General features: G+C 62.9%; 25 protein-coding genes. 10 read left to right on the forward strand and 15 right to left on the reverse strand.

Annotated features, from left to right (window positions below; translation table 11 throughout):
- Window positions 1-233 precede the first annotated feature (233 nt).
- On the forward strand, window positions 234-557 hold the full coding sequence (locus tag AAV94_RS12205; RefSeq protein WP_046742490.1) for a hypothetical protein: 324 nt from the start codon (window positions 234-236) through the stop codon (window positions 555-557).
- On the opposite strand, the gene hemP is transcribed toward AAV94_RS12205, so the two are convergent.
- Both hemP and AAV94_RS12215 read right to left on the reverse strand, forming a co-directional pair.
- Entirely contained in the window at window positions 541-726 is a 186-nt protein-coding gene (gene hemP / locus AAV94_RS12210; protein WP_046742491.1) for a hemin uptake protein HemP, read from the reverse strand. The genes AAV94_RS12205 and hemP overlap by 17 nt on opposite strands.
- 244 nt (window positions 727-970) lie before the next feature.
- Entirely contained in the window at window positions 971-1,726 is a 756-nt protein-coding gene (locus AAV94_RS12215) for a pseudouridine synthase (protein WP_231731412.1), read from the reverse strand.
- A 202-nt stretch (window positions 1,727-1,928) separates the two neighbouring features.
- Between AAV94_RS12215 and AAV94_RS15245 the strand changes: the two genes are divergently transcribed.
- Window positions 1,929-2,147: a hypothetical protein gene (locus tag AAV94_RS15245; protein WP_231731414.1), complete on the forward strand. Its 219-nt coding sequence runs from the start codon at window positions 1,929-1,931 to the stop codon at window positions 2,145-2,147.
- A 7-nt stretch (window positions 2,148-2,154) separates the two neighbouring features.
- On the opposite strand, the gene AAV94_RS12220 is transcribed toward AAV94_RS15245, so the two are convergent.
- On the reverse strand, window positions 2,155-3,951 hold the full coding sequence (locus tag AAV94_RS12220) for a GNAT family N-acyltransferase (RefSeq protein ID WP_046742492.1): 1,797 nt from the start codon (window positions 3,949-3,951) through the stop codon (window positions 2,155-2,157).
- A gap of 121 nt (window positions 3,952-4,072) precedes the next feature.
- Between AAV94_RS12220 and AAV94_RS12225 the strand changes: the two genes are divergently transcribed.
- Entirely contained in the window at window positions 4,073-4,537 is a 465-nt protein-coding gene (locus AAV94_RS12225) for a MaoC family dehydratase (protein ID WP_046742493.1), read from the forward strand.
- A 154-nt stretch (window positions 4,538-4,691) separates the two neighbouring features.
- Here the strand turns inward: AAV94_RS12225 and AAV94_RS12230 are convergent, their stop codons facing one another.
- The 7 genes from AAV94_RS12230 to AAV94_RS12260 all read right to left on the reverse strand — a co-directional run bounded on the left by AAV94_RS12230 (window position 4,692) and on the right by AAV94_RS12260 (window position 11,029).
- Window positions 4,692-6,002 (reverse strand): citrate synthase, encoded by a 1,311-nt coding sequence (locus AAV94_RS12230; RefSeq protein WP_046742494.1) that lies wholly within the window; start codon window positions 6,000-6,002, stop codon window positions 4,692-4,694.
- 116 nt (window positions 6,003-6,118) lie between these two features.
- On the reverse strand, window positions 6,119-6,424 hold the full coding sequence (locus AAV94_RS12235) for an FAD assembly factor SdhE (protein WP_046742495.1): 306 nt from the start codon (window positions 6,422-6,424) through the stop codon (window positions 6,119-6,121).
- 116 nt (window positions 6,425-6,540) lie between these two features.
- On the reverse strand, window positions 6,541-7,245 hold the full coding sequence (locus AAV94_RS12240; RefSeq protein WP_046742496.1) for a succinate dehydrogenase iron-sulfur subunit: 705 nt from the start codon (window positions 7,243-7,245) through the stop codon (window positions 6,541-6,543).
- Between the two features lie 25 nt (window positions 7,246-7,270).
- The gene (gene sdhA / locus AAV94_RS12245; protein WP_046742497.1) at window positions 7,271-9,079 is read right to left on the reverse strand and encodes a succinate dehydrogenase flavoprotein subunit; all 1,809 of its coding nucleotides are present in this window, start codon (window positions 9,077-9,079) and stop codon (window positions 7,271-7,273) included.
- 81 nt (window positions 9,080-9,160) lie between these two features.
- Window positions 9,161-9,526 (reverse strand): succinate dehydrogenase, hydrophobic membrane anchor protein, encoded by a 366-nt coding sequence (sdhD, locus tag AAV94_RS12250; RefSeq protein ID WP_046742498.1) that lies wholly within the window; start codon window positions 9,524-9,526, stop codon window positions 9,161-9,163.
- 37 nt (window positions 9,527-9,563) lie between these two features.
- Window positions 9,564-9,998: a succinate dehydrogenase, cytochrome b556 subunit gene (gene sdhC, locus AAV94_RS12255; RefSeq protein WP_046742499.1), complete on the reverse strand. Its 435-nt coding sequence runs from the start codon at window positions 9,996-9,998 to the stop codon at window positions 9,564-9,566.
- A gap of 239 nt (window positions 9,999-10,237) precedes the next feature.
- Window positions 10,238-11,029, reverse strand: coding sequence for a GntR family transcriptional regulator (locus tag AAV94_RS12260; RefSeq protein ID WP_046742500.1), 792 nt, complete (start codon window positions 11,027-11,029; stop codon window positions 10,238-10,240).
- 238 nt (window positions 11,030-11,267) lie between these two features.
- Between AAV94_RS12260 and AAV94_RS12265 the strand changes: the two genes are divergently transcribed.
- The 4 genes from AAV94_RS12265 (at window position 11,268) to acnB (ending at window position 16,598) form a co-directional block, all read left to right on the forward strand.
- Window positions 11,268-12,254 (forward strand): malate dehydrogenase, encoded by a 987-nt coding sequence (locus tag AAV94_RS12265; RefSeq protein WP_046742501.1) that lies wholly within the window; start codon window positions 11,268-11,270, stop codon window positions 12,252-12,254.
- A 129-nt stretch (window positions 12,255-12,383) separates the two neighbouring features.
- Window positions 12,384-13,424 (forward strand): HpcH/HpaI aldolase/citrate lyase family protein, encoded by a 1,041-nt coding sequence (locus AAV94_RS12270; RefSeq protein WP_046742502.1) that lies wholly within the window; start codon window positions 12,384-12,386, stop codon window positions 13,422-13,424.
- Window positions 13,425-13,437: 13 nt separating this feature from the next.
- Window positions 13,438-13,899, forward strand: coding sequence for a hypothetical protein (locus tag AAV94_RS14455; protein WP_052755042.1), 462 nt, complete (start codon window positions 13,438-13,440; stop codon window positions 13,897-13,899).
- A 107-nt stretch (window positions 13,900-14,006) separates the two neighbouring features.
- Complete coding sequence (gene acnB, locus AAV94_RS12280) at window positions 14,007-16,598, forward strand: bifunctional aconitate hydratase 2/2-methylisocitrate dehydratase (RefSeq protein ID WP_046742503.1); 2,592 nt, start codon at window positions 14,007-14,009, stop codon at window positions 16,596-16,598.
- A gap of 121 nt (window positions 16,599-16,719) precedes the next feature.
- Here the strand turns inward: acnB and AAV94_RS12285 are convergent, their stop codons facing one another.
- On the reverse strand, window positions 16,720-17,343 hold the full coding sequence (locus tag AAV94_RS12285) for a TetR/AcrR family transcriptional regulator (RefSeq protein ID WP_046742504.1): 624 nt from the start codon (window positions 17,341-17,343) through the stop codon (window positions 16,720-16,722).
- A gap of 118 nt (window positions 17,344-17,461) precedes the next feature.
- Here AAV94_RS12285 and AAV94_RS12290 point away from each other — a divergent pair, with 118 nt between their 5' ends.
- On the forward strand, window positions 17,462-18,688 hold the full coding sequence (locus tag AAV94_RS12290; protein WP_231731415.1) for a serine hydrolase domain-containing protein: 1,227 nt from the start codon (window positions 17,462-17,464) through the stop codon (window positions 18,686-18,688).
- Window positions 18,689-18,700: 12 nt separating this feature from the next.
- On the opposite strand, the gene AAV94_RS12295 is transcribed toward AAV94_RS12290, so the two are convergent.
- The gene (locus AAV94_RS12295; RefSeq protein WP_046742571.1) at window positions 18,701-20,068 is read right to left on the reverse strand and encodes a biosynthetic peptidoglycan transglycosylase; all 1,368 of its coding nucleotides are present in this window, start codon (window positions 20,066-20,068) and stop codon (window positions 18,701-18,703) included.
- A 200-nt stretch (window positions 20,069-20,268) separates the two neighbouring features.
- Between AAV94_RS12295 and lspA the strand changes: the two genes are divergently transcribed.
- Both lspA and AAV94_RS12305 read left to right on the forward strand, forming a co-directional pair.
- Window positions 20,269-20,805 carry a signal peptidase II gene (gene lspA / locus AAV94_RS12300; protein ID WP_046742505.1) on the forward strand — a complete coding sequence of 179 codons (537 nt, stop codon included), beginning with the start codon at window positions 20,269-20,271 and terminating at the stop codon, window positions 20,803-20,805.
- 52 nt (window positions 20,806-20,857) lie between these two features.
- Window positions 20,858-21,532, forward strand: a complete 675-nt coding sequence (locus AAV94_RS12305) for a DUF937 domain-containing protein (protein WP_046742506.1) — start codon at window positions 20,858-20,860, stop codon at window positions 21,530-21,532.
- A 149-nt stretch (window positions 21,533-21,681) separates the two neighbouring features.
- Here AAV94_RS12305 and AAV94_RS12310 read toward each other — a convergent pair whose 3' ends face one another.
- The 3 genes from AAV94_RS12310 to AAV94_RS12320 all read right to left on the reverse strand — a co-directional run bounded on the left by AAV94_RS12310 (window position 21,682) and on the right by AAV94_RS12320 (window position 24,439).
- A complete protein-coding gene (locus tag AAV94_RS12310) occupies window positions 21,682-22,134 on the reverse strand; it encodes a YbaN family protein (RefSeq protein WP_084824913.1) in 453 nt (150 codons plus the stop codon).
- 60 nt (window positions 22,135-22,194) lie between these two features.
- The gene (gene argF / locus AAV94_RS12315) at window positions 22,195-23,127 is read right to left on the reverse strand and encodes an ornithine carbamoyltransferase (protein WP_046742507.1); all 933 of its coding nucleotides are present in this window, start codon (window positions 23,125-23,127) and stop codon (window positions 22,195-22,197) included.
- Window positions 23,128-23,233: 106 nt separating this feature from the next.
- Entirely contained in the window at window positions 23,234-24,439 is a 1,206-nt protein-coding gene (locus AAV94_RS12320; protein WP_046742508.1) for an aspartate aminotransferase family protein, read from the reverse strand.
- Window positions 24,440-24,575: the final 136 nt, after the last annotated feature.

Below are 24,575 nucleotides of genomic sequence, written 5' to 3' on the forward strand. Positions count from 1 at the left end.
CGATCAATCAACAGGGCGGTCGCCACGAGATGCAGCGGTCGCAACAGTGGCTGCACTGTAGCAAGAATTCTCCGAACTGGGATTATCCCGCTGGCTGGTGCGGAAAGTGCACAGATGGTGCAAAGTGCATGTCCAACGGAACGCGGTGCAACGGCTTGCGCGCATGTAGCGACAAGCCTCGCGGACTAGGCTCAAGCAGGCCCATCAGGCGGATTGAAGCAAGAATTGCTGCGATGGGGAAAAAAAGCCTGGCTAATCCGCACGCGCACATTGGTGGGCGTTTGGCTGGCAAAAACGACCTTTTGAGAATCCTCAAGAGGATTGTCGGTCGCCCCACGATGAAACGGTCAGAGATGTGGATGCTGGTGCAGCAGCAGTATCAACAGGGCTGGGTGGGTGTCGAAAAAAATGCCTGGCTACCGGGCCAAAGCCATTGGCTGGCAAAAACGACCTTGATGGAGACTCCAAGAGAACTCCGGTCGCCCCACGATGAAAAGGTCCTGCGCGTGCTGTTGCCGCTCCACGTCCAAGGTTCTTTGCTTACTTTGTCAGAATGAGTTTGCCCAGTTTGGTGGCCTGCAGGCGATAGAGCGCACCGTTGTGCTGAATGGTGACCGACTTCTGGCCCTTGAGCAGCTCCAGGCTATCCAGGTCGGCGCCGCGAGGCAGCAGATTGCGCGATGCGCCAAGAGAAGCTTCGGTGGTCGACTTGCTGGCGGGTGTCATTGCAAAGTAGCTTCAGATGCTGGTTGGTGGGAATGCAGGCATCACAGTGAACGGCTACCTGCTGTTGTTGAAGCTAATGATAATTATTGTTATTCATGAATGCAATAGTTTTTTGCGAATGCCCCTACGATTTTTCGGATACCTGATGAAATCAGTCAGGTAATGGCGCGCCCTGACGTGCCATATGCGCGGAGCCGTGCGTCGTAGCGGCCAGATCACTGCGGAATTTCGCGTGATCAGGTTGTCAGGGACGCTCGTGCACATCCAGGTAGCGCCACTGGCCCAGGGGCAGCTGACCCAGCGTCAGGCTCCCGATGCGCACGCGCTTGAGCGCGGTCACATGCAGGCCGACCTGCTCGCACATGCGCCGGATCTGCCGCTTGCGGCCTTCGCGCAGGACGAAGCGCAACTGTTCGGGGTTCTGCCAGTCGACCTGTGCGGGCTTGAGGGGGACGCCGTCCAGTTCCAGTCCATGGCGCAGGCGCGCCAGCTGCTCTGCCGGAAAGGCCTGGTCCACGGCGCTGTCGATGACCGCGCCGTCTGGCGCGTGGTAGCGTACCCGCACCAGGTATTCCTTGTCGATCTGGCTGTCTGCGCCGATGATTTCGCGCGCGATGCGCCCATCCTGGGTGAGGATGAGCAGTCCGGTGGAGTCGATGTCCAGGCGGCCAGCGGGCGCGAAGCCCTTGAGCGAGTGCGGCGCGGGTTGGTTGGCCAGGGGATCGTGCCGCCAATGGTTGGCATCGGTGAGCAGAACCAGCGCCGGTTCATGCCCGTCCTCGGGCTGACCACTGACGTAGCCGACCGGCTTGTGCAGCAGGATCGTGCGCTGGGTGCTCTGCTGCGCGTGCGCGGCTGGCAGGATGGTGATGCGGTCCTCGGTCTGGATGCGCTGACCCATCCGGGCGGGCCGTCCGTTGACGAGCACCCAGCCGCGCTCGATCCACACATCGGCCTCGCGCCGCGAGCAGTACTGCGCATCAGCAAGGTGCTTGTTCAACCGGATGCCTGAGGGCGCAACGCTTGAACGGACAGGGCTGGCGGCCGCGCGCTCGTGCGCGTGCGTGCTGGGGCGCTGCGAGGTTGTCTTCCCGGCTGCCGGGCGCGTCTGCGCGCCTCGCGACGCGGGCGCGTCCCCGCGTTGGCGCGTGCGCGCGGTCGGCGAGGCTGAGCGGGAAGGTGCGACGGTCGGAGCGGCCGTTTTGCCGCTGAGCGAAGACGCGGTCTTGCCGCTGGATGGGGCGCGTGCGCTGCTGCCACCGTTGGTTCCGGTGGCCTTTTTGCCGCCCGGGCGCACGGGCTTGGTACGCCGGCTCTCGGTGGTGGATTGGGGCTTCTGGGGAATACGCAGGGTGGGTCGGGGGGATGGAGCGGACATGGCCAGCGGCATGCAATGCGGAATCGTCAATCCCGCACTGTAGCCCAACGCTAGGCAGTGTGGGCGCTGGCGGCGCGGTCATCCGCGTCGTCACCAAGGTAGCGCTTGCGGCGACTGGCCTTGAGGCGGTGCAGGTCCACGACCACGAGCGCATCGATGCAGTTGCCGAACGCGGCGTCGCGGCCGAATGCGACGAACTGCGTGCCGCCGGGTTCGCTGACCTCGCTGTACTGCTTGAACAGCGGGGGAATGGCCAGGCCCGCTTGCGCCAGCTGCAGCTTGAGCTGCTGAAGCCCGCTGCGGCTGTCGGTAGCAGCCCAGTCCACCGGGCAGACATCCTGCGGCGGCTGATAGGGCACCCTGGCTGTGGCCAGCGGCGTCTGGGCCGGCCAGTGATGGCGGTAAAAACCAATGAGCGCGCTCTGCGCCCAGGGTGGGAACTGCGCACTCAGCGTAACCGGCCCGAGCAGATAGCGCAGCTGCGGATGGCGCTGCAGGTACGCACCGATGCCACGCCAGAGCAGGTCCAGCCCATTCTGGCGCCAGTAGCGTGGCTGCACGAAGCTGCGTCCGAGTTCCAGGCCTTGCTGCAGCACCGGCAGGGCCTGCTCGTGGTACTCGAACAGGGTGCTGCTGTAGAGCGCTGCGCTCAGATGCCGCACGGTCGCAGCCGCCCCGGCAGGAGCAGCGGCTGCGCGCTCCTGCTCCTGCTCCTGCTCCTGCGCAATGCGGCGCAGGCGGTAGGCCCCGACGATTTCCAGGGCCTCGTCGTCCCACAGGACAAGGTGTTCGTAAAGCGCATCGAAGTGGTCGATGTCGCGCTTGCGCCCGGTGCCCTCGCCGACGGCGCGAAAACTGATCTCGCGCAGCCTGCCAAGCTCGCGCAGAATGCACGAATCCTGCTCGTATTGAAACAGCCGGATGTGCAGGCCCTCGCGGGTGGTGCCCAGCAGCTCGCACTGGCGCAGCGCCTCGCGCAGTGCCTGCCTTGCCTCCGGATGGGCCACGCTCTCTGGCATGCTGCGAAACGGCGCGGCCGAGCGGCCCTTGCCGACCCTGTAGACATGGTGCTTGAAAAGCTTGACCTGATCGGGCAGCGTGCCCGGCAGTGTCCGATACTGCGCGAAGGGAATCGGCAGGCCGATGCGCACCTGCACCGTATCGTTGGCGTGCTTGAACATTTCGCGCACCAGCCACAGCGTTGACAGCGGCTTGGCAAGCATCGACAGCGCATAGAAGAACACCGAGTTGTGTGCCTCGATGCAGATGGGCAGGATCGGCGCCTGTGCGCGCCTGGCAAAACGCAGAAAGCCGGCGTTCCAGCGTCCGTCGCGCACGCCCTTGGGGCTGATGCGTGAAACCTCGCCGGCGGGAAAGATGATGACTGCGCCATTAGCCTGCAGGTGCGCGTCGATGGCGCGCAAATGTTCATGTGCGGTGCTGCCACCCATGTTGTTGACGGGCAGCAGCAACTGCTGCAGCGGCGCGAGGTGCTGCAGCATGTCGTTGGCAACCACACGGACATCGCGGCGGACCTGGCCCACCATCTTCAGCAGCGCCAGACCATCCAGGCTGCCAATGGGATGGTTGGCGATGATGACCACACGCCCCCAGGCCGGGATGCGTTCGCGGTCGCGGTCCGTCACTGCAGTGGCAAACCCAAAGTGGTCTAGCACCTGCTCGACGAAGTCAAAGCCACGCAGGTGCGGATAGCGCTGCGCGAACGACTCGAACTCCGATTCCCGGAAGACGAACCGCAGCAGTGTCAGCAACGTGCCGTAGGCGCGCGGGCTGCGCTGGCTGAGTTGCGGAAAGCGGGACTGGAGCACATGGTCAACGGAAAACATGACATCAGGCGTAAGGATGGCAAGGTGCCCCAGTCTAGTGACCGGTTATGAACGCTCTGTGACGCCGGGTGTGTCGCGTGCCAGACATCGGCGCGCGTACCGCACGGTTATCGTGGCGCGTATGAAAACCTTTGCTAACTATGCCGAGCTGGCCGCGCTCCAGGGACAGGAAGTGGCCGTGACCGGTTGGCGCACGGTCACGCAGCAGCACATTGATCTATTCGGACAGGCCACGGGCGATCAGCAGTGGATCCATGTGGATCCGGTGCGTGCCGCGGCGGGGCCATTCGGCACCACGGTGGCACATGGCTTTTTCACGCTGTCACTGCTGGCCTCGTTCATGGAGGAGGCCTTTCGCATCAAGGGCGTGGACATGGCCGTCAACTATGGATTGAACAAGGTGCGCTTTACCGCACCCGTGCCGGTGGGCAGCCGGCTGCGCGCGCGGCTGGTGCTGCTGGAGGTACAGCCCGTTGCGCCAAGCGGATTGCAGATGACGTGGCAGGCAACCATTGAGCGTGAAGGTCAGGACAAGCCGGTGTGCGTGGCCGAATCGTTGACGCGTGTCTACGGCGGCAGTGGGTGAAGGCGGGAATGTGCCGTCCGCGGCGACGCCGAGCATGACGCATGTTCCAGTGAGCACCGCGCCGACAGGGTGGCGGAGCCGCATGCCATGGAAAAAAGCGCCCATTGGGCGCTTTTTAGATAGGGTGGCCCGTCGCAGGGCCGCGCTGACAGGATCAGCGTTGCCCGATGGGCTGGACCTGGCGCGGGGCGTGGCCGGTAAAGAGTTGGCGTGGACGGCCGATCTTGTACTCGGGATCGGAGATCATCTCGTTCAGCTGCGCAATCCAGCCCACGGTGCGGGCCAGCGCAAAGATACCGGTGAACAGGTTCACGGGAATACCGATGGCACGCTGCACGATGCCGGAATAGAAGTCCACGTTCGGGTAGAGCTTGCGCTGCACGAAGTAATCGTCTTCCAGCGCGATCTTTTCCAGCTGCTTGGCCAGCGCAAAGAGCGGATCCTTTTCCAGGCCAAGCTCGGCCAGCACCTCGTTGCAGGTTTCCTGCATCAGCTTGGCGCGCGGGTCGTAGTTCTTGTAGACACGGTGGCCAAAGCCCATCAGCTTGACCCCGGAGGACTTGTCCTTGACCTTCTCCATGAACTCGCCGACCTTGGCCACGCCGCCGTTGCGCTGGATGTCCTCGAGCATGTTCAGGCAGGCCTCATTGGCACCGCCGTGCGCCGGCCCCCACAGGCATGCGACGCCAGCTGCGATGGCGGCAAACGGGTTGGTGCCCGAGGAGCCGCACAGGCGCACGGTGGAGGTGGAGGCATTCTGCTCATGATCGGCGTGCAGGATGAAGATGCGGTCCATCGCCCGTTCCAGCACGGGGTTGACCTTGTACTCCTCGCAGGGGTTGCCAAACATCATGCGCAGGAAGTTGCCGGCGTAGCTGAGGTTGTTCTGCGGGTACATGTACGGTGCGCCGATGCCGTACTTGTAGGCCATGGCAACCAGCGTGGGCATCTTGGCGATCAGCCGGATAGCGGCGATCTCGCGGTGCTCCGGATTGTTGATGTCAGTGCTGTCGTGGTAGAAGGCTGACAGCCCGCCCACCAGCCCGGTCAGGATGGCCATCGGGTGCGCGTCCCGGCGGAAACCGCGCAGGAAGAACTGCATCTGCTCGTTGACCATGGTGTGGCGCGTGACGCGCTCATCGAACTCGGCTTTCTGCGTGGCATTGGGCAGTTCACCGTAAAGCAGCAGGTAGCAGGTTTCAAGATAGTCACAGTTGGTCGCCAGCTGCTCGATGGGATAGCCGCGGTACAGCAGCTCGCCCTTGTCGCCATCGATGTAGGTGATGGCGGACTGGCACGACGCGGTGGAGAGAAAGCCCGGATCATAGGTAAACATGCCGGTCTGACCGTAGAGCTTGCGGATGTCGATGACATCCGGGCCCATGGTGCCTTCGTACACGGGCAGCTCAACTGCCGCTTTGCCATTAGAAAATGACAGGGTTGCTTTGTTGTCGGACAGCTTCATATTTACCTTCCTCTGATGGCGCCTGGCATGGGTGTGCAGCAAGGCTGCACGACCAGGCATAGATTTCAAAAAGGGGTGTGACAGCAGTGCAGCGCGTAGCAGCAGCCTGTAGTGCGTCAGGACGCAGCAGGCAGCGGCGCTGGGCGCAGCAACTCCAGCACATGACGAATCGCGGGGGTGGCAATCTCTCCTTGTGGTTCGGTTCGGCGCAGCAGCAAATCCAGCAGGTCGTTGTCGGGCAGGTTCATCAGGGCCGTCATGGCCTTGCCCTGTTCCACCGTCAGGCTGGCGCCGTGGCGGGCAAAGAATTTCTCGATCAGCAGGTCGTTTTCCAGCAGCCCTCTGCGGCTGCGCCATTGCAGCTGGCGCAACTCCAGGTCGGTCATCAAGCGTTGTTCCGAGTCGGTGGTTGCAGCAGTCATAGGGCGGGGCCAGTGGGCAACGGGTGATGGGATGGGACTCGACAATGCGTTGGTACGCGTTGTCAGGGCGGGATGGAAAAACGCGCGCCGAATTGGCGCGCGCAGCTCAGGCAGACTCAAATGGCGCGGCGGACCATGAGTTCCTTGATCTTGCCGATCGCGCGCGTGGGGTTGAGGCCCTTGGGGCACACATCCACGCAGTTCATGATCGTGTGGCAGCGGAACAGGCGGTACGGATCCTCAAGGTTATCCAGGCGGGCGCCGGTAGCGTCATCGCGGCTGTCGGCAATGAAGCGGTAGGCCTGCAGCAGGCCAGCGGGGCCGACGAACTTGTCCGGATTCCACCAGAACGACGGGCAGCTGGTCGAGCAGCTGGCACACAGAATGCACTCATACAGGCCGTTGAGCTCCTCGCGCTCCTCGGGCGACTGCAGACGCTCGCGTTCGGGCGGGAGATGGTCGTTCTGCAGGTAGGGCTGGATGCTGTGGTACTGCTTGAAGAACTGGGTCATGTCCACGATCAGGTCGCGGATGACGGGCAGGCCGGGCAGCGGCTTGAGCACAATGGTGCCCGGCAGCGTGTTCATGTTGGTCAGGCAGGCCAGCCCATTCTTGCCATTGATGTTCATGGCATCGGAGCCGCACACGCCCTCGCGGCAGGAGCGGCGGAACGCAATGGACGGATCCTTGGCCTTGAGCTTGACGAGGGCGTCGAGCAGCATGCGCTCGTGGCCGTCGAGCTCGACTTCCACCTCCTGCATGTACGGCTTGGCGTCCTTGTCAGGGTCGTAGCGATAGATCTGGAATTTGCGGATGGTCATGGTGTTCTTCTCTCGTGGGCGGTGATTAGAAGGTACGCACCTTCGGTGGCACGCTGTCTACCGTGAGCGGCTTGAGGTTGACCGGCTTGTAGTCGAGGCTGTTGGTGGCGCTGTACCACAGGGTGTGCTTGAGCCATTCCTTGTCGTTGCGGCCCAGTGGGAACTCGGGGTGATCCGCCGGGTGCTCGTAGTCGTAGACGGTGTGCGCGCCACGGCACTCGTGCCGTGCGGCCGCCGAGGTCATGGTGGCCTGTGCCACTTCGATCAGGTTGTCGATCTCCAGCGCCTCCATACGCGCGGTGTTCCAGACCTTGGACTTGTCCTTGAGGGTGACGTGCCCGACCTTTTCGCGAATGGCGTTGATCTTGACGACGCCCTCGTCCATGCCTTTTTGCGTGCGGAAAACGCCAGCGTGGTGCTGCATGGTTTGCCGGATTTCGTTGGCCACTTCCTGCGAATAGATGCCGGAGTTGGAGGTTTGCAGGCGGTTGAGGCGCTCAAGCGTACGGTCGGCGGCATCGGCGGGAAGTGGCTTGTGCTCGTGCTGGTTACGCACCGATTGCACGATGTGCTTGCCTGCGGACTTGCCGAACACCAGCAGGTCAAGCAGCGAGTTCGTGCCCAGGCGGTTGGCGCCGTGCACGGACACGCACGAGCATTCGCCGACGGCATACAGACCATGCACGACATCGGCGTAGCTCGATGCCGTCTTGACGACGACCTGGCCGTTGATGTTGGTCGGGATGCCGCCCATCTGGTAATGGATGGTCGGCACGACAGGAATTGGCTCCTTGGTGATGTCGACGTTGGCGAAGTTGTGGCCGATTTCTTCCACCGATGGCAGGCGCTTGCGGATGGTCTCTGCACCCAGGTGGGTCATGTCCATCAGGATGTAGTCCTTGTTCGGGCCGCAGCCGCGGCCTTCCTTGATCTCCTGATCCATGGAGCGCGAGACGAAGTCGCGCGGCGCCAGATCCTTGAGCGTCGGCGCGTAGCGTTCCATGAAGCGCTCGCCTTCGCTGTTGCGCAGCACGGCGCCTTCGCCGCGGCAGCCTTCGGTCAGCAGCACGCCTGCACCCGCCACGCCGGTGGGGTGGAACTGCCAGAACTCCATGTCCTGCAGCGGAATGCCCGCACGTGCCGCCATGCCCAGACCGTCGCCGGTGTTGATGAAGGCGTTGGTCGAGGCGGCAAAGATGCGGCCGGCGCCGCCGGTCGCCAGCAGCACCGCCTTGGCGCGCAGAATGTACAGGTCACCCGTTTCCAGTTCGATGGCAGTGACGCCCACCACATCGCCGTCCTGGTCGCGGATCAGGTCCAGCGCCATCCATTCGACAAAGAAATTGGTCTTTTCCTTGACGTTTTGCTGGTAGAGCGTGTGCAGCATGGCGTGGCCGGTGCGGTCTGCCGCGGCACAGGCGCGCTGCACGGGCTTCTCGCCGTAGTTGGCAGTGTGGCCGCCGAACGGGCGCTGGTAGATGGTGCCATCAGGGTTGCGGTCGAACGGCATGCCAAAGTGTTCGAGCTCGATCACCACATTGGGCGCCTCTCGGCACATGAACTCGATGGCGTCCTGATCCCCCAGCCAGTCCGAGCCCTTGATGGTGTCGTAGAAGTGGTAGTGCCAGTTGTCCTCGCTCATGTTGCCCAGCGATGCCGACACGCCACCTTGTGCAGCCACGGTGTGCGAGCGCGTTGGGAAAACCTTCGACAGTGACGCCACGGAAAGGCCGGCGCGCGAGAGTTCGAGCGCTGCACGCAGGCCGGAGCCACCCGCGCCGACGATCACGACGTCGAATTTGCGGGTGATGATGTTCTCTTTGGTGTAGCTCATGATGTGAGGAATTCTTCTAGGTGTCAGAGTGGGGCGATGGACGGCATGCGGGACTTAAGCGCCTGCATGCGGGCAGCGCATTCAAATGTTCCAGAGAACCTGGAAAACCCAGCCAGCGCAGCCGACCAGCCAAACGATGGCCAGTACATCGACCACCAGGCGCAGCGCAACGTTGGAGACGTAGTCCATGCCGATTTCGCGAATGCCAACCCATGCGTGCCAAAGCACGGCCACGGCAATGACGAAGGTGAAGATGCGCATCCACTGCGCAGCGAAGATCGACTGCCAGGCGGCATAGTCGATGGGGCCACTGATGCAGAGTACCTGCACGATGAGCGTCAGCGCGTACAGTGCAATCAGCACTGCGGTGACGCGCTGGCTGAGCCAGTCGCGCAGGCCGTAGTGAGCACCGACGACGATGCGCTTGGAACCGTAGTTGACGGACATGGGGCTATCTCCTTGCTAAAACGTGAGGGGCGGTGCCTTACCAGAGGCCAAAGACCTTGGCGCCGAAGATGACCGTCAAGCCCAGGCTGATGGCAAATGACGCCAGTGCCGAGCTGCGACCGAATTGCTTGGTCACGCGGTGGTGGTCGATGTCCATCCAGACGTGGCGCAGGCCTGCGCAGAGGTGGTGCAGGAACGCCCACAGCAGCACCAGCACGCCCAACCGCACCAGCACGCCGGGGAAGATCCACAGCCCCTCATGGAAGATGCTGGTGACGCGGGCATACGTCTGCGGTGAACGCAGCGACTGGTCAAACACCCAGATCACGAATGGCAGCAGCAAGAACATGATGGCGCCGCTGGCACGGTGCAGGATCGACAGGATGGCTGCGGGAGGCATCCTGTAGGTGCGCACATCGTTGAAAAGGTTGATGTTGCGAAACTCTGGCCGCTTCTTGGTGATTTCATTCATGGGATTGATGACGTTATGTGCTGCGAAGGTGGAGTCAGCCTGCCTAGGGCAAACCAGCGGATTTTAGTGGCAAGCGCGTCACGTGTGTCGGCGCGCCTCGCGCGCCCAGGCAGGCGCAGCAGCAGCGCGCCGCAGACGCGTGCCGAGGATGGTTAGCATAACGGGAAACCCTAGCAATTCAGTGCGGCATGACTGGTCGCTGCACGGTGCAGATAGTTGGTTGGGTGACTGCCGGGACATCAGTTGAGCTCGTTGAGGTAATGATGGGTGTCGGTGCGGTAGAGTCCGCGCCGCAGCTCCATCGGCACATCGTTGTAGGTATAGGCCACACGTTCGACCTGCAGCAGCGGCGTTGATGGGGGTACCTGCAGCAGCTGCGCCGCTTCCGCATTGGGTGCGGCAACAGCCTTGATCTTCTCGACGGCGCGCACCATGTGCACGCCGAACTCCTTTTCCAGCAGCGCGTAGGTCGGCCCCGCGTACTCGGTGACGAGCTCGGCGGTAATGGCCTTGAAGGTGTGGCCGGGCAGCCAGATGTCCTCCAGCACCGTGGGCGTGCCCTGCATGGAGAGCGTGCGGCGCATGTGCACGACCGATTCGCCCGCCCGCAGGCCCAGCGTACCGGCCAGCTCCGCCGAGGCCCGCTCGCGGCGGCAGTAGAGGATCGTGCGCTGCGCCTGGCCTTCGTCGTCGAGGTCGCCGGTGTCCGGACGCAGGCGCAGAAAGCGGTAGCGCACGTGCCGCTCCGAGTGCGTGGCCACGAACGTGCCCTTGCCTTGCTTGCGCACCAGCAGGTTTTCGGCGGCCAACTCGTCGATAGCCTTGCGCACCGTGCCCTGGCTGACGCGCAGTTGCTGCGATAGCTCCATTTCGCTCGGAATGGACTCGCCCGGGCGCCATTGCCCGGCTTGCAGGCGCTGCAGCAGCAGACCCTTGATTTGCCGGTACAGCGGGCTGAACGCTGGCGCGGCCATGGCAGCGCCCACTTCCTCCGTTGAAGTGGGGGGCGGCGGTGAATGGGGCTGACTCATGCGCTGCAACGGTCACGGTGTGAAATTGCCCGGGATTCTACGCATGAACCGCAATAGCTACAACGTCTTATATAAGACATAAGAATTTTTGACGGCCTGTTTGCAACGCTAGTAGAATGCAGCCCGCTTTCCCCATGAACCCGGCTTTCGTCATGCGCCAATGGCGTGCAGGCGCCCGAGGCTTCCGCGACAGGGCCGGGTGACCCGTTTTCAACCTCAATGCTGAGTGGAGATTTCTATGAGCAAAAAAGCGGCCCGCGTCGCGGTGACTGGCGCAGCTGGTCAGATTGGATATGCCTTGCTGTTCCGTATTGCTGCGGGCGAGATGCTGGGCAAGGACCAGCCGATCATTCTGCAACTGCTGGAAATCCCGGACGAGAAGGCCCAGAAGGCGCTGCAGGGTGTCATCATGGAACTGCAGGATTGTGCCTTTCCATTGCTTGAGGACATCATCGCCACGGGCGACCCTGAAGTCGCATTCAAGGATGCCGACTACGCGCTGCTGGTCGGTGCCCGCCCACGCGGCCCTGGCATGGAGCGTGCCGACCTGCTGGCTGCGAACGCACAGATCTTCACCACGCAGGGCAAGGCCCTCAACAAGGTTGCCAGCCGTGACGTCAAGGTGCTGGTGGTCGGCAATCCGGCCAATACCAACGCCTACATCGCGATGAAGAGCGCGCCGGATCTGCCCCGCGAGAACTTCACGGCGATGCTGCGTCTGGACCACAACCGCGCGGCCAGCCAGATTGCTGCCAAGACGGGAGGCAAGGTCGGTGAGATCAAGCATCTGACGGTCTGGGGTAATCATTCGCCGACAATGTACGCGGACTATCGCTTTGCCACCATTGGCGGCAAGTCGGTCAAGGCGCTCATCAACGACCAGGACTGGAACGTCAATGTGTTCCTGCCCACCGTCGGCAAGCGCGGCGCCGCGATCATCGAAGCGCGCGGCCTGTCCTCGGCGGCCTCGGCGGCCAATGCCGCCATCGACCACATCCGCGACTGGGCGCTGGGCTCAAGCGGCGAATGGGTGACGATGGGCGTGCCGTCCAATGGCGAGTACGGTATTCCGAAGGATGTCGTATTCGGCTTTCCGTGCACGACGGAAAACGGCAAGTACAAGATCGTCGAAGGCCTGGAGATCGACGCCTTCAGTCAGGAACGCATCGACAAGACGCTGGCCGAACTGCTGAGCGAGCAGGAAGGCGTCAAGCACTTGTTGTAAGCACCGCAAGGGGCGCCGTGGCGCCCCGTTTTGTATCCGAGTGGACAGTTTGCGTGGGGCCGCGCTGCATCGGGCCTGGATTGGCAGACGCCTTGCAACCACGCTGTCCTGATAGCGCCGATTCATTCCATGTTGTTTGCTGCCGACCATCCGCGTGCCGTCCTGCTGGCCAGCCAGTCAGGCGGGTTCGCGCTGCCGGTCTGCGACCATTACAGCGGCACGCCGCCGCGCATGCGCAAAAGCCTGCAACTGCAGGCCGAGCTAATGCAGGAATTTGGCCGCTGCGTCGCCGATGTCACCCTCGACTGCGAAGACGGCGCGCCGACGGGCGGCGAGCGGGAACACGCCCATCTAGTGGCGGAGCTGGCACTGGGCGCGGCGCCTGGCCAACGCGTGGCGGTGCGCGTGCACGCACCGCAGCATCCCCGCTTCAGCGATGATGTGCACATCATCGTCGGGCGGGCCGCTGGCCGACTGAGTCACGTCATGCTGCCCAAGATCGATACGCGCAAGACGCTTGAGCAGGCCCTGCAGGCCATTGATGCTGCTGGCGGCGCGGCGCTACCGGTGCACGCGCTGATCGAGTCGCCGCTGGCCGTGCACAACGCCTTCGAGATTGCCGGGCATCCACGGGTGCAGTCGCTCAGCTTCGGGCTGATGGATTTCGTTTCCGCGCACGGTGGCGCCGTGCCTGCCAGTGCTATGGAGGCGCAAGGCCAGTTCAGTCACCCGGTTGTGGTGCGCGCAAAGCTGGCAGTGGCAGCGGCCTGCCACGCCCATGGCAAGATACCATCGCATTGTGTCGTCACGGAATTCTCCGATACCCAGGCGCTGGTGCAGGCGGCGCGCCAGGCCGGGCGCGAGCTTGCTTACACCCGCATGTGGAGCATTCATCCCGCACAGATTCGCCCGATCCTGGAGGCATTCGCGCCCGAGCCAGCGGAGGTCGATCTGGCGGTGGCGATCATTGAGAAGGCGCATGCTGCACAATGGGCGCCCATCAGCCACCAGGGCGTTCTTCATGACCGCGCCAGCTACCGTTATTACTGGCAGGTGATCGAACGCGCCCATCAGAGCGGCCATGCGCTGCCGGCGTCCCAGCGGCGCTGGCTGGATGGCCACGCGGTGGCTGATGCGTCACGAGATGCCTCCATTTCGCCCCCGAATTGATAGACGAGAGACTATGCGACTTGCCCTCACTTTCCCCGTTGCCGCGTTGCTGGCCGTTGGCCTGACTGCCTGCGATACCTCCACTTTTTCGTTGTTTGCCAAGCATGATGATGCGGCGACGGTGTCGAGCGCCGGCAACGATCCAATCGACAAGGCGTTCGCCGAGCCGCCTGCTGCGGCCCCTGCGGCGGTGCCCAGCAGCATCGACGGCGTCATTGCCCGTGCGCGCACCGGTGACTATCTGTGCGCCGGCAAGGTCGTCGTCAACGTCAGTGCGGCAGCTGACAACCCGCGCGAATTCATCGTCAAGAGCAAGAGCTTCAGCCATCGCATGGTGCCGGTGGTGACGGCCAGCGGCGTCGTGCGGCTGGAGGATGCACCCAACGGCATCGTCTGGCTGCAAGTGCGCGAGCGCGCGATGCTGATGAACCAGACCAAAGGCCAGCGTGTGGCCGCGGAGTGTTTGCACCAGTAGGGCGGCGGTACGCATCAGTGCTGCAACCCGGGCAGCGGGCCGCGGAGACACAGGCCGTGATCTGCCGATCCCCTTTTAAGAATTGACAGCCCCAGGAGAAAAAGACCATGTTGAACGAATACCGCCAACACGCACAGGAGCGCGCCGCGCTGGGCATCCCGCCCCTGCCGCTCAATGCCCAGCAGACTGCCGAGCTGATCGAGCTGATCAAGAACCCGCCGGCTGGCGAGGAGGCGTTTCTGCTGGATTTGCTGACGCACCGCGTGCCGCCCGGGGTGGACGACGCGGCCAAGGTCAAGGCGTCGTTTTTGGCCGCAGTGGCGCATGGCGATCTGCAGGTTGGCCTGATCTCCAAGTCCAAGGCGACCGAACTGCTCGGCACCATGGTGGGGGGCTATAACGTCCATCCGCTGATCGAACTGCTGGACGACCCGGAAGTGGCCGATGTGGCGGCCCAGGCCCTCAAGCACACGCTACTGATGTTCGACTTCTTCAACGATGTCGCAGCCAAGGCCAAGGCGGGTAACGCCAAGGCCCAGGAGGTGTTGCAGAGCTGGGCCGAGGCCGAGTGGTTTACCAGCCGCCCGAAGGTGCCGGAGAAGATCACCGTCACCGTTTTCAAGGTGCCGGGCGAGACTAATACCGATGACCTTTCCCCTGCGCCCGACGCATGGAGCCGCCCGGACATTCCGCTGCATTACCTGGCGATGCTCAAGAACACCCGCCCTGACGCGGCTTTCAAGCCCGAGCAGGACGGCGTGCGTGGCCCGATCCAGTTCATCGAGGATCTGAAGAAGAAGGGACACCTGGTGGCCTATGTCGGTGATGTGGTCGGCACTGGTTCCAGCCGCAAGTCGGCCACCAACAGCGTGATCTGGGCCACCGGGCAGGACATTCCGTACGTGCCCAACAAGCGCTTTGGTGGTGTAACCCTGGGCGGCAAGATCGCGCCGATTTTCTTCAACACGCAGGAAGACTCGGGCGCACTGCCGATCGAGGTGGACGTCTCGAAGATGGAGATGGGTGATGTCATCGACATCTTTCCGTATGCGGGCCGCATCGAGAAGAATGGCGAGACCATCGCCGAGTTCCAGCTCAAGAGCGATGTGTTGCTGGACGAAGTGCAGGCCGGTGGCCGCATCAACCTGATCATTGGCCGCTCGCTGACGGCCAAGGCACGCGAAGCGCTGGGTTTGCCGGCCTCTACGGTTTTCCGGCTGCCCAAGCCGCCGGCCGAGTCGAACGCTGGCTTCACGCTGGCGCAGAAGATGGTCGGTCGTGCCTGCGGGCTGCCCGAAGGGCAGGGCATTCGCCCGGGCACCTACTGCGAGCCGCGCATGACGACCGTGGGCAGCCAGGACACCACTGGCCCGATGACACGCGACGAGCTCAAGGACCTGGCCTGCCTGGGCTTCTCCGCCGACATGGTGATGCAGTCCTTCTGCCACACTGCCGCCTATCCCAAGCCGGTGGACGTCAAGACGCACCGCGAGCTGCCCGCCTTCATCTCCACGCGTGGCGGCGTGGCGCTGCGCCCTGGCGATGGCGTGATCCACTCCTGGCTCAACCGCCTGCTGCTGCCCGATACCGTGGGCACGGGCGGCGACTCCCACACGCGCTTCCCGATTGGCATTTCCTTTCCTGCCGGCTCGGGGCTGGTGGCCTTTGCAGCCGCAACCGGAGTGATGCCGCTGGACATGCCCGAATCCGTGCTGGTGCGCTTCAAGGGCGAACTGCAGCCGGGTGTGACCTTGCGCGATCTGGTGCATGCCATTCCGCTCTACGCCATCAAGCAGGGCCTGTTGACCGTGGCCAAGGCCGGCAAGAAGAATGTCTTTTCCGGTCGCATCTTGGAGATCGAGGGGCTGCCGGATCTGAAGGTGGAGCAGGCGTTCGAGCTCTCGGATGCCTCTGCTGAGCGTTCCGCAGCGGGCTGCACGATCAAGCTCAACAAGGAGCCGATCATCGAGTACCTCAATTCGAACGTCGTGTTGATGAAGAACATGATCGCCGACGGGTACCAGGACGCCAAGACGCTGCAGCGCCGTATCGAGAAGGTTGAAGCCTGGCTGGCCGACCCGCAGTTGCTCGAGGCCGACAAGGATGCCGAGTATGCCGCGGTGATCGAGATCGACTTGGCCGACATCAAGGAGCCCATCGTCTGCTGCCCGAACGATCCGGACGATGCCAAATTCCTCTCGGAAGTGGCTGGCACCAAGATTGACGAGGCCTTCATCGGCTCGTGCATGACCAACATCGGCCATTTCCGTGCCGCAGCCAAGCTGCTGGGCGGGCAACGCGATATTCCGGTCAAGCTGTGGGTGGCGCCGCCAACCAAGATGGACGAGAGCGAGCTCATCAAGGAAGGCCATTACGCCGCTTTCGGTACCGCCGGTGCGCGCACCGAAATGCCCGGCTGCTCGTTGTGCATGGGCAACCAGGCGCAGGTGCGTGAAGGCGCAACGGTGATATCCACCTCCACCCGCAACTTCCCCAACCGCCTGGGCAAGAACACCAACGTGTTCCTGGGTTCGGCTGAGCTGGCAGCTATTGCTTCTCGCCTGGGTTATCTGCCTACGCCCGAGGAATACCTCAAGGAAATGGGGGTGATCGATGCGGACAAGGCCAGCGTTTACCGCTACATGAACTTCAACGAGATCGACGAATACGTCGAGAACGCCAAGACCGTGACGGCGTGACCTTCGTCGTTGCTGTCACCGGTTGACAACCGCCCTTCGGGGCGGTTTTTGCTGCATGGGAGCGCGTTGCATGCGTGTGCTGCAGCGGTAGGTGGGAAGCTGTGCCCTTGACCAGAGGCTCTCATGTGGAGAACTGCTGCAACGTCGTGATCGCAAGCGCGGCTACCTGCTGCAGTTGCGCTCTCGTTGCGCCATCTCGCGCCTGTATCGCCATGCCCTGCACAATGGCGCCGAGATAGCGGGCCAGTGCCGTGCTGTCAGTTTCAGGTTTGAATTCGCCTTGCGCGATTGCCCGGTCGATGCGCTCTCTGAATGCGCCGATGGTTGCTTCGCGCAGCTGGGCCACATGGCGCACTTCCTCCTGGTTCTCAACCGCACAGGCCAGTGAGGAAGTTGAGACCATGCAGCCACGCGGACGCCGACTCCTGCAGAACTCGGTGGCTGATTCCGTAAGGATGCGCTTGAAGGCCTCCAGTGCGGTCGGCTCCTGTTGCAGCGCAAGCGCAGTATAGGCACCAACTGTATGTTGGTAGTGGTGCAACGCTTCGCGATACAGCGCGGACTTGGAGCCGAATGCTGCATACAGGCTCTGTGCGGTAATGCCCATCGCCGCTGTCAGATCGGCAATGGACGCGCCTTCATAACCAAGCGCCCAGAACGTCAGCATGGCCTTTTTCAGCACCGCTTCGCGCTCGAAGCTCGGTGGCCGGCCTCGCCGGCGTGGGGAGGTTGCCTCTTTTTTCATATCGATCACTGTTGAAAATATGTTCAATCAAGTATAGATTTATGAGTGGTCATGGTGATTATTCTGGCGGCACGGTGGTGCATGCATGACGGCACCAGCGACTTCCAGACTGTACGCAATGCTTGAATCAACCATGACGCTTTCTCGCCTGATGACCACGATGTTCGCCTCCGTCTTGCCCCTTGCCAATGCACAGCCCCCCTCTTTCGCCGTACTGGATACGGCGATAGACCGCGCCATCGAGCACGGGCGCATTGTCGGTGCGGTGGTGCTGGTAGCCCATGAAGGGGAAATAGTTTTCCGCCGTGCAGCTGGCTTCGCGGATCGGGAGCAGGGCCGACCAATGCGGGAGGATGCGATCTTTCGGCTGGCCTCCGTGACCAAACCCATCGTCTCCGCGACGGTGTTGCGATTGGTGGAGCAGGGCAAAATGGACTTGCAGGAGCCGGTAACGCGGTGGTTGCCGCAATTTCAGCCCCGGATGCCCGATGGCAGCGCGCCGCAGATCACCATCCACCAGCTGCTGACGCATACGGCAGGTTTGAGCTACGGATTTTTGGAGCCGATGGATGGTCCATACCGTCGCGCTGGCGTGTCTGATGGACTGGATGCGCAGCTGACGCTGGAGGAAAACTTGCGCCGTATCGCTGGCGTGCCGCTGGCATATGCGCCAGGCACAGGCTGGCACTATTCGGTGGCATTGGATGTGCTGGGCGCCGCCATGCAGGCCAGCGCAGGAAATGGACTTGCCGAGCTTGTGCGACAAGAGGTCACCGATCCTTTGGATATGCGCGATACAGGGTTTCGTGTCATTGATGCGGGGCGCCTTGTCACTCCCTATCAGGATGGCAATCCAGAGCCTGTCAGAATGCCGGCTGTCGCCGAAGTGCCTTATGCACAGGCAAGCATCCGTTTTCGACTCGACAACGCGACGACCCAGTCCGGCTATCCATCTGCAGGAGCTGGCATGAGCGGCACTGCGCTGGACTTCATGCGCTTCCTGCTGAGTCTTCGTGCCAACAGCCCCCACCGGCTGCTGAATCAGGAAACCATTGCGGCCATGATGCAGGCGCCCGTTGGGCAACAGGCGCAGACGCAGGGGCCAGGTTGGGGCTTTGGCTACGGCTGGTCGGTGTTGGTGGATCCGCAGCTCGCCGGTACGCCCCAGGGTAGGGGGACGATCCAGTGGGGAGGCGTTTATGGGCACAGCTGGTTCTTCGATCCGGTGCACGACATCGCTGTAGTGGCACTGACCAATACGGCCATCGAAGGCATGGCAGGCGACTTTCCCATTGCGGTTCGCGACGCAGTGTATCGCGCGCTGAAAGACGTTTTGCCTCGGTAGGGGGCAGGTGACTTATCTTCGCGTCCAGTCCTGCCGCAGGGCGCGCAGGGCCTGCGTGCGTTGTGCTTTCGTCAGGCCGGTCATTTGCTGCAGCACGTGGCGGGTGCGGGTTGTGTCGATGCGTCCGGTACGTGCCCAGCGGGTGGCGTGGTAGTCCGGGCGGTGCAGCATGGCCGCCAGCCAGGCGGCCTGGGCGGCGTTGAGTGCGCTGGCGGGAATGCCGAAGTAATGCTGCGCGGCTGCCTCGCCACCGCACACACCTTCTCCCCAATGCACGCGCTGCAGGTATTGTTGCAAGATGGTGGCCTTGCCCAGCGTGGCCTCCATTTCCACAGCCAACAGCAGCTCGCGCAGCTTGCGCTGGGGAGTGCGTTCGTTGCCGGTATAGGTGATCTTGGCCAGCTGCTGGGTCAGGGTGCTGGCGCCGCGCAAGGGGCCTGCATCTGCGCTGGCGCGCTCCTGGTTGGTCTGCAGGCTGGCCTGCCACTCCGTCAGGTCGTAGCCCGGATGACTGTAAAAGCGTTGATCCTCGGCTGCGATGACGGCCCGGGCAAGCAACCCGTCGGGGGCGATCTGCACTTCGTCAAATCCGCAGCCGTTGGGGCGTGTGGGCAACGTTTCCGTGCCCATGCCGCGCACTGCAAAGCCGTGCAGTATCGGCTCGATGCGGACGTGCCAGCCCGGCAGCTCCAGCTGCGCATACAGGTCAAAGGTGCCACTGATGCGTGCCTGGTGTAAATCCGGGATTTCGCGCTCGAACAGGGCAAAGGCCGCTTGCAGAGGCTGCTGCTCCAGCTTCAGCGTGCCCCGGAAGTGCTGGCGTGTCAGTTGCCCCTGCCATTGGCCTTGCAGCGCCCCGGCGGTGATCGCTCCATGGAGCTGCGCGCCTGCACGCTGCAGGTCAATGCGTGCCTGCCCGATGCGTACGGGATGCGCGCCCAGTGCAGGGAGGGTGGCCGAGCAGGGGGCGCAGGAGATGGTTTGCGTGCTGCTTTGCGCATCCCAGCCAAGTTGGAACTGGCCAAAGGGTGTGGACCATGTCGTACCGGCCAGCCATTGCGCCACTGCAGGATGGGTCACCCACGCCACTGCCCTGGCAATGCCAATAGGGATGGTGACGGGGCGCCTGGTGTCGCCCGGGCCCTGTGACGAGGAGGAGGCTTCATCGGTTGGGGATGTCCACTTTGCAGGCAGCCACCGCGCCAGCGGAGTGGCGATGGGCAGCCGCAGCGTGGTCTGCCAGTCGCCCGGTTGGGGTTGAAGCTGTTGCAACGCAGCGACGGCCAGCGTGCACGCGCCAGCCGCCAACAGCAGCGTGCTCCAGAGGGTGTGCAGAGTCGCGCAGGCGAGCAAAGGAAGGAAACGGCGAATGGACGACATGGGCTGCTCGCATTGTTGCATTGCCGTCAGGGGAAAGCGCATGTTCCTTGACCGGAAATGTACAAGCCTTTGCGCACGGCAGCGCTGTGCGGCGCCGGGCCGGGGCCTCCATACCATGGCGCCCGCCCCATGCGTGCTGTGCTATTGTGCGTGGCTTTGTGGATGGCGCACAGTGCCGCCTGTTGTTGCTTCGATGTTCCATGACCCAATCGCATAGCTCGCTCGATTGTTCCTCCTCCAATACACCGCGGCCGTTCTGGCGCTGGATGGCCGTCGCTGCCGTAGTGGCCGTGCTGGACCAACTGACCAAGCAATGGATTCTGGCGACCTACCAATGGGGCGACGCCACGCCGGTGACCAGTTTTTTTAACATCGTGCGCGTGCACAATACGGGGGCGGCATTCTCGTTTCTTGCCGGACATGGTGGCTGGCAGCGTTGGTTCTTCGTGGCCATTGCGGTTGTCGCTGCCATCTTTATCCTGTGGCAGTTGCGCCTGCATGGCCAGCAGCGGCTGTCGTCATTTTCGCTGGCGCTGATCCTGGGTGGGGCGGTCGGCAATGTGGTCGATCGCATGCTGCATGGTTATGTGGTGGATTTCCTGGATTTTCACCTTGGCGGCAGACACTTTCCGTCGTTCAACCTGGCTGACACCGCCATCACCATCGGCGTGATTGGCATGCTGTTGGCCGAACTGCTGCGCTGGCGGCAGGAGCGGCGCACGAGCGTGCAAGGGTGACGGGCTCTGCTTCTACAATTAACGGCCATTGACTTTCTGAAGGAACGTTGCCATGCCGCAATCCATCGCCGATGACATTCTCGCGCAGCTGCGGGGAGGCTCCTTGGGCCAGATCGCCCAGCAACTGGGCGCGAGTGAACAGCAGACCGAAACTGCGGTCAGCACGGCCCTGCCATTTCTTCTCGGTGCGCTGGGCGACAGCGCGCAGCAGGGTGGGGTGCAGCAGCTGTTTGGCGCGGTACAGCGCGACCATGTGCCGCAGCAAGGAGAGTCCTCTGGTGGATTCGACGTGGCGGGCATGCTGGGATCTTTGTTGGGAGGAACCGGCGGCAGTGGCACCGGCGCGCTGGGAGCGCTGCTCGGCAGTGCAGGTGGGGGCGCATTCGATGGCGAAGGGATTCTGAGCCACATTCTGGGCGGCAAGACAACGCAGGCCGAGCACGGGCTGAGCCAGGCAACTGGGCTGGAGACCAATCGCGTGCACCAACTGCTGCTGATGCTGGCGCCAATCGTCATGGCATACCTGGGCAGGAAAGTCAGCAGTGGCGAGGTCGCCTCGCCCGAGGATTTGGGAGCGGTGCTGGGGCAGGAGCGTGAGCATGTCCGGCAACAGGGTGGCGCAGCAGGGGGATTACTTGGCGCGCTGCTGGATCAGAATGGCGACGGCAAGCTTGACGTGGGCGACCTGTTCAAGCTTGGCGGGCAGCTTTTTGGCGGTAAGCGCTGACGGTTTCGTCTGGCTGCCGTTGGGGAGGTATTCCTTCAACAGGCCGCCTGCGCGTTGCAGATCGTTGCGGAGTAGCGCGTCAGGTACGGCGACCCATGCCTCCATGCGCTGGCAGGCTCTGTGGTGTAAATGGGGCCGAGGGCAGCTTCTTAATGGGGTTTGGTTTCCTGCGTCAGATGCTCGGGTGGCTCGGGGCGGAACCAGAGCCAGGTTCCGACGATGGCCATGCACGATGACGCTGTGATCAGTGCCCACAGCGGCACACCCACCAGCACCATGATGAGGGCGCAGGCCAGCATGGTCAGCGCGGCCATGCGTTTGCCCTTGCGGCTGACATAGCCGCCAGCCTCCCAGTTGCGCAGGCTGGGGCCAAAGAGGCGGTGCTGGCGCAGCCATTCGTGCAGGCGCGGCGAGCTGCGCGCTGCCGCCCAGGCCGACATCAGAATGAAGACCGTGGTCGGCATGCCCGGAATGAAGGCACCGAGTATGCCGAGGAAAAGAAAGAGCAGTGCGAGCACATACAGTACGCCACGGCCCAGCCAGCTCGGGCAGCGCCGTGCGGAGGGCGCGTCTGGCTTGGAGGGCGGCGGAGGCGTGCTCAAGGTGTCGGTTTCAGAATCAAAGTTGCAGCAGAAGACTATCAGTCATCCTGCAGGTGGCAATCAATCCTCGCGGCGGCCTAGCATGAGGTATTCCATCAGCGCCTTTTGCACGTGCATGCGGTTCTCCGCCTCGTCCCAGACGACGGATTGCGGGCCGTCAATCACTTCGGCGTCGACCTCCTCGCCGCGGTGAGCTGGCAGGCAGTGCATGAACAGCGCATCGGGTTGCGCCACGGCCATCATGCGCTGATCGACCTTCCAGTCGGCAAAGGCGGCAAGGCGCTGCGCATTTTCCTCCTCATATCCCATGCTGGTCCAAACATCGGTGGTGACGAGGTGCGCACCCCGGCATGCATCCAGTGGATTGGCAAACGTCTGGAAGTGGGCCGGATCGGCACTGCTGCCCAGTGCCAGCTTCTCATCCAGTTCATAGCCCCGCGGAGCGCTGACGTGCAGTTTGAAGTCCAGCAGCTGCGCCGCCTGCAGCCAGGTGTTGGCCATGTTGTTGCCATCGCCTACCCAGGCGACGGTCTTGCCCTTGATGGCACCTCGGTGCTCGATGAAGGTGAAGATGTCGGCCAGGATCTGGCAGGGATGGAACTCGTTGGTCAGGCCATTGATGACGGGCACGCGCGAGTGCTCGGCGAACTTTTCCAGCTTGCTTTGCTCGTAGGTGCGGATCATCACCAGATCGACCATGCGGCTGATGACGCGGGCACTGTCTTCGATGGGTTCCGAGCGGCCGAGCTGGCTGTCGCCAGTGGTCAGGTGCACCACTGAACCACCCAGCTGGTACATACCCGCCTCAAAGCTCACCCGCGTGCGGGTGCTGGCCTTCTCGAAGATCATCGCCAAGGTGTGGTCCGTCAGGGACTTGTGGTTCTCATAGCGCTTGAACTTCTGCTTCAGGCGTGCGGCGCGCTGCAGCAGATAGGCGTACTCGTCGGCGCTCAGGTCACTGAACTGCAGGTAATGCTTGATGGTGGCGGTCATGGCAAATCCTTTGAATGGTGCAACAACCCTGGCCGTTGCCGCGCTGGGGCTGAAGACGACGCCTCAGCGTCAGGCAGACGCTGAGGTCGCGATGTTGGCAGGTGGCTCAATCGTGCGACTGTTCCAGAAATTCCCGCACGACCGGCAGCAGCCGCTCGACCAGTTCATCCGCGTCGGCTTGCGTGAAGATCAACGCTGGCAGCAGGCGGATGACGCGGTCTGCGGTCACGCTGATCAGAAGGCCGGCATCGGCGGCCTGCTGGATCAAGGCGCCGCAGGGGCGGTCCAGCTCAATGCCCAGCATCAGGCCCTGACCGCGCAGCTGCACAAAACCGGGCAGCTTGCCGATGGTTGCAAGAATGCGCTGCTGCAGGTGTGCGCCGACCCTCTCGGCATTGGCCAGCAAGCCGTCTTCTTCAATGATGCGCAGCGTCTCGATGCCCGCGCGCATGGCCAGCGGATTGCCGCCGAAGGTGGTGCCATGGTTGCCCGGCTGGAACAGGTTTGCAGCCTTGGGGCCGGCGACGACTGCACCGATGGGAATGCCCGATGCCAGGCCCTTGGCCAGCGCCATCACGTCCGGTTTGATGCCCGTCCACTGGTGAGCGAACCATTTGCCGGTGCGGCCCATGCCGCACTGCACTTCGTCAAGCATCATCAGCCAGTCGCGCGCGTCGCACAGCGCACGCACCTGCTGCAGATACTCAATGCGGGCAGGGTGGATGCCACCTTCACCTTGGATGACTTCGAAGAATACGGCGGTGACTTCGGGTTCATTTTCGACGGCACGCTTGAGCCCTTCGAAGTCATTGAACGGCACGCGGATGAAGCCCTCCACCAGCGGCAGAAAGCCTGCGTGGATCTTGGGGTTGCCGGTCGCGGACAGCGTTGCCAGCGAGCGGCCATGGAAGGCATGCTCGCAGACCACGATCTTGGGGTGCTTGTAGCCGCGCTCGTTACCGAGCTTGCGGGCCAGCTTCAATGCCGCCTCGTTGGCTTCCAGGCCGGAGTTGCAGAAGAATACGTTGGTCAGGCCGGACAGTGCTACGAGCCTGCTGGCCAACGCCTCCTGGCCCGGCACGAAGTAGTAGTTCGACGAGTGGATGATCTTGCCGATCTGCTCTCGCAATGCCGGCACCAATTTGGGGTGGTTGTGCCCCAAGGTGTTGACGGCGATGCCGCTCAGGGCATCCAGATATTCACGCCCTTGCGTGTCCCAGACACGCACGCCCTGGCCGCGCTCCAGTGCAATGTTGACACGCCCATAGGTGTGCATCACATGGGGCTCGGCGAGCCGGCTGTTTTCGCTCATGGCATTTTCCTTGCGTAATCAGGCTTGGCAGCAAAGCAGCAATTCTATGCGAGCGCGATGCGGGCATGCGCTCCCATGCAGCGGCGTTCTTGCCCTGGGGGCTATCACGAATTTTTCGCACAGCTCTGTAGCATCG

Source organism: Lampropedia cohaerens (assembly GCF_001005215.1).
In the GTDB taxonomy this organism is placed as follows: Bacteria; Pseudomonadota; Gammaproteobacteria; order Burkholderiales; family Burkholderiaceae_C; genus Lampropedia; species Lampropedia cohaerens.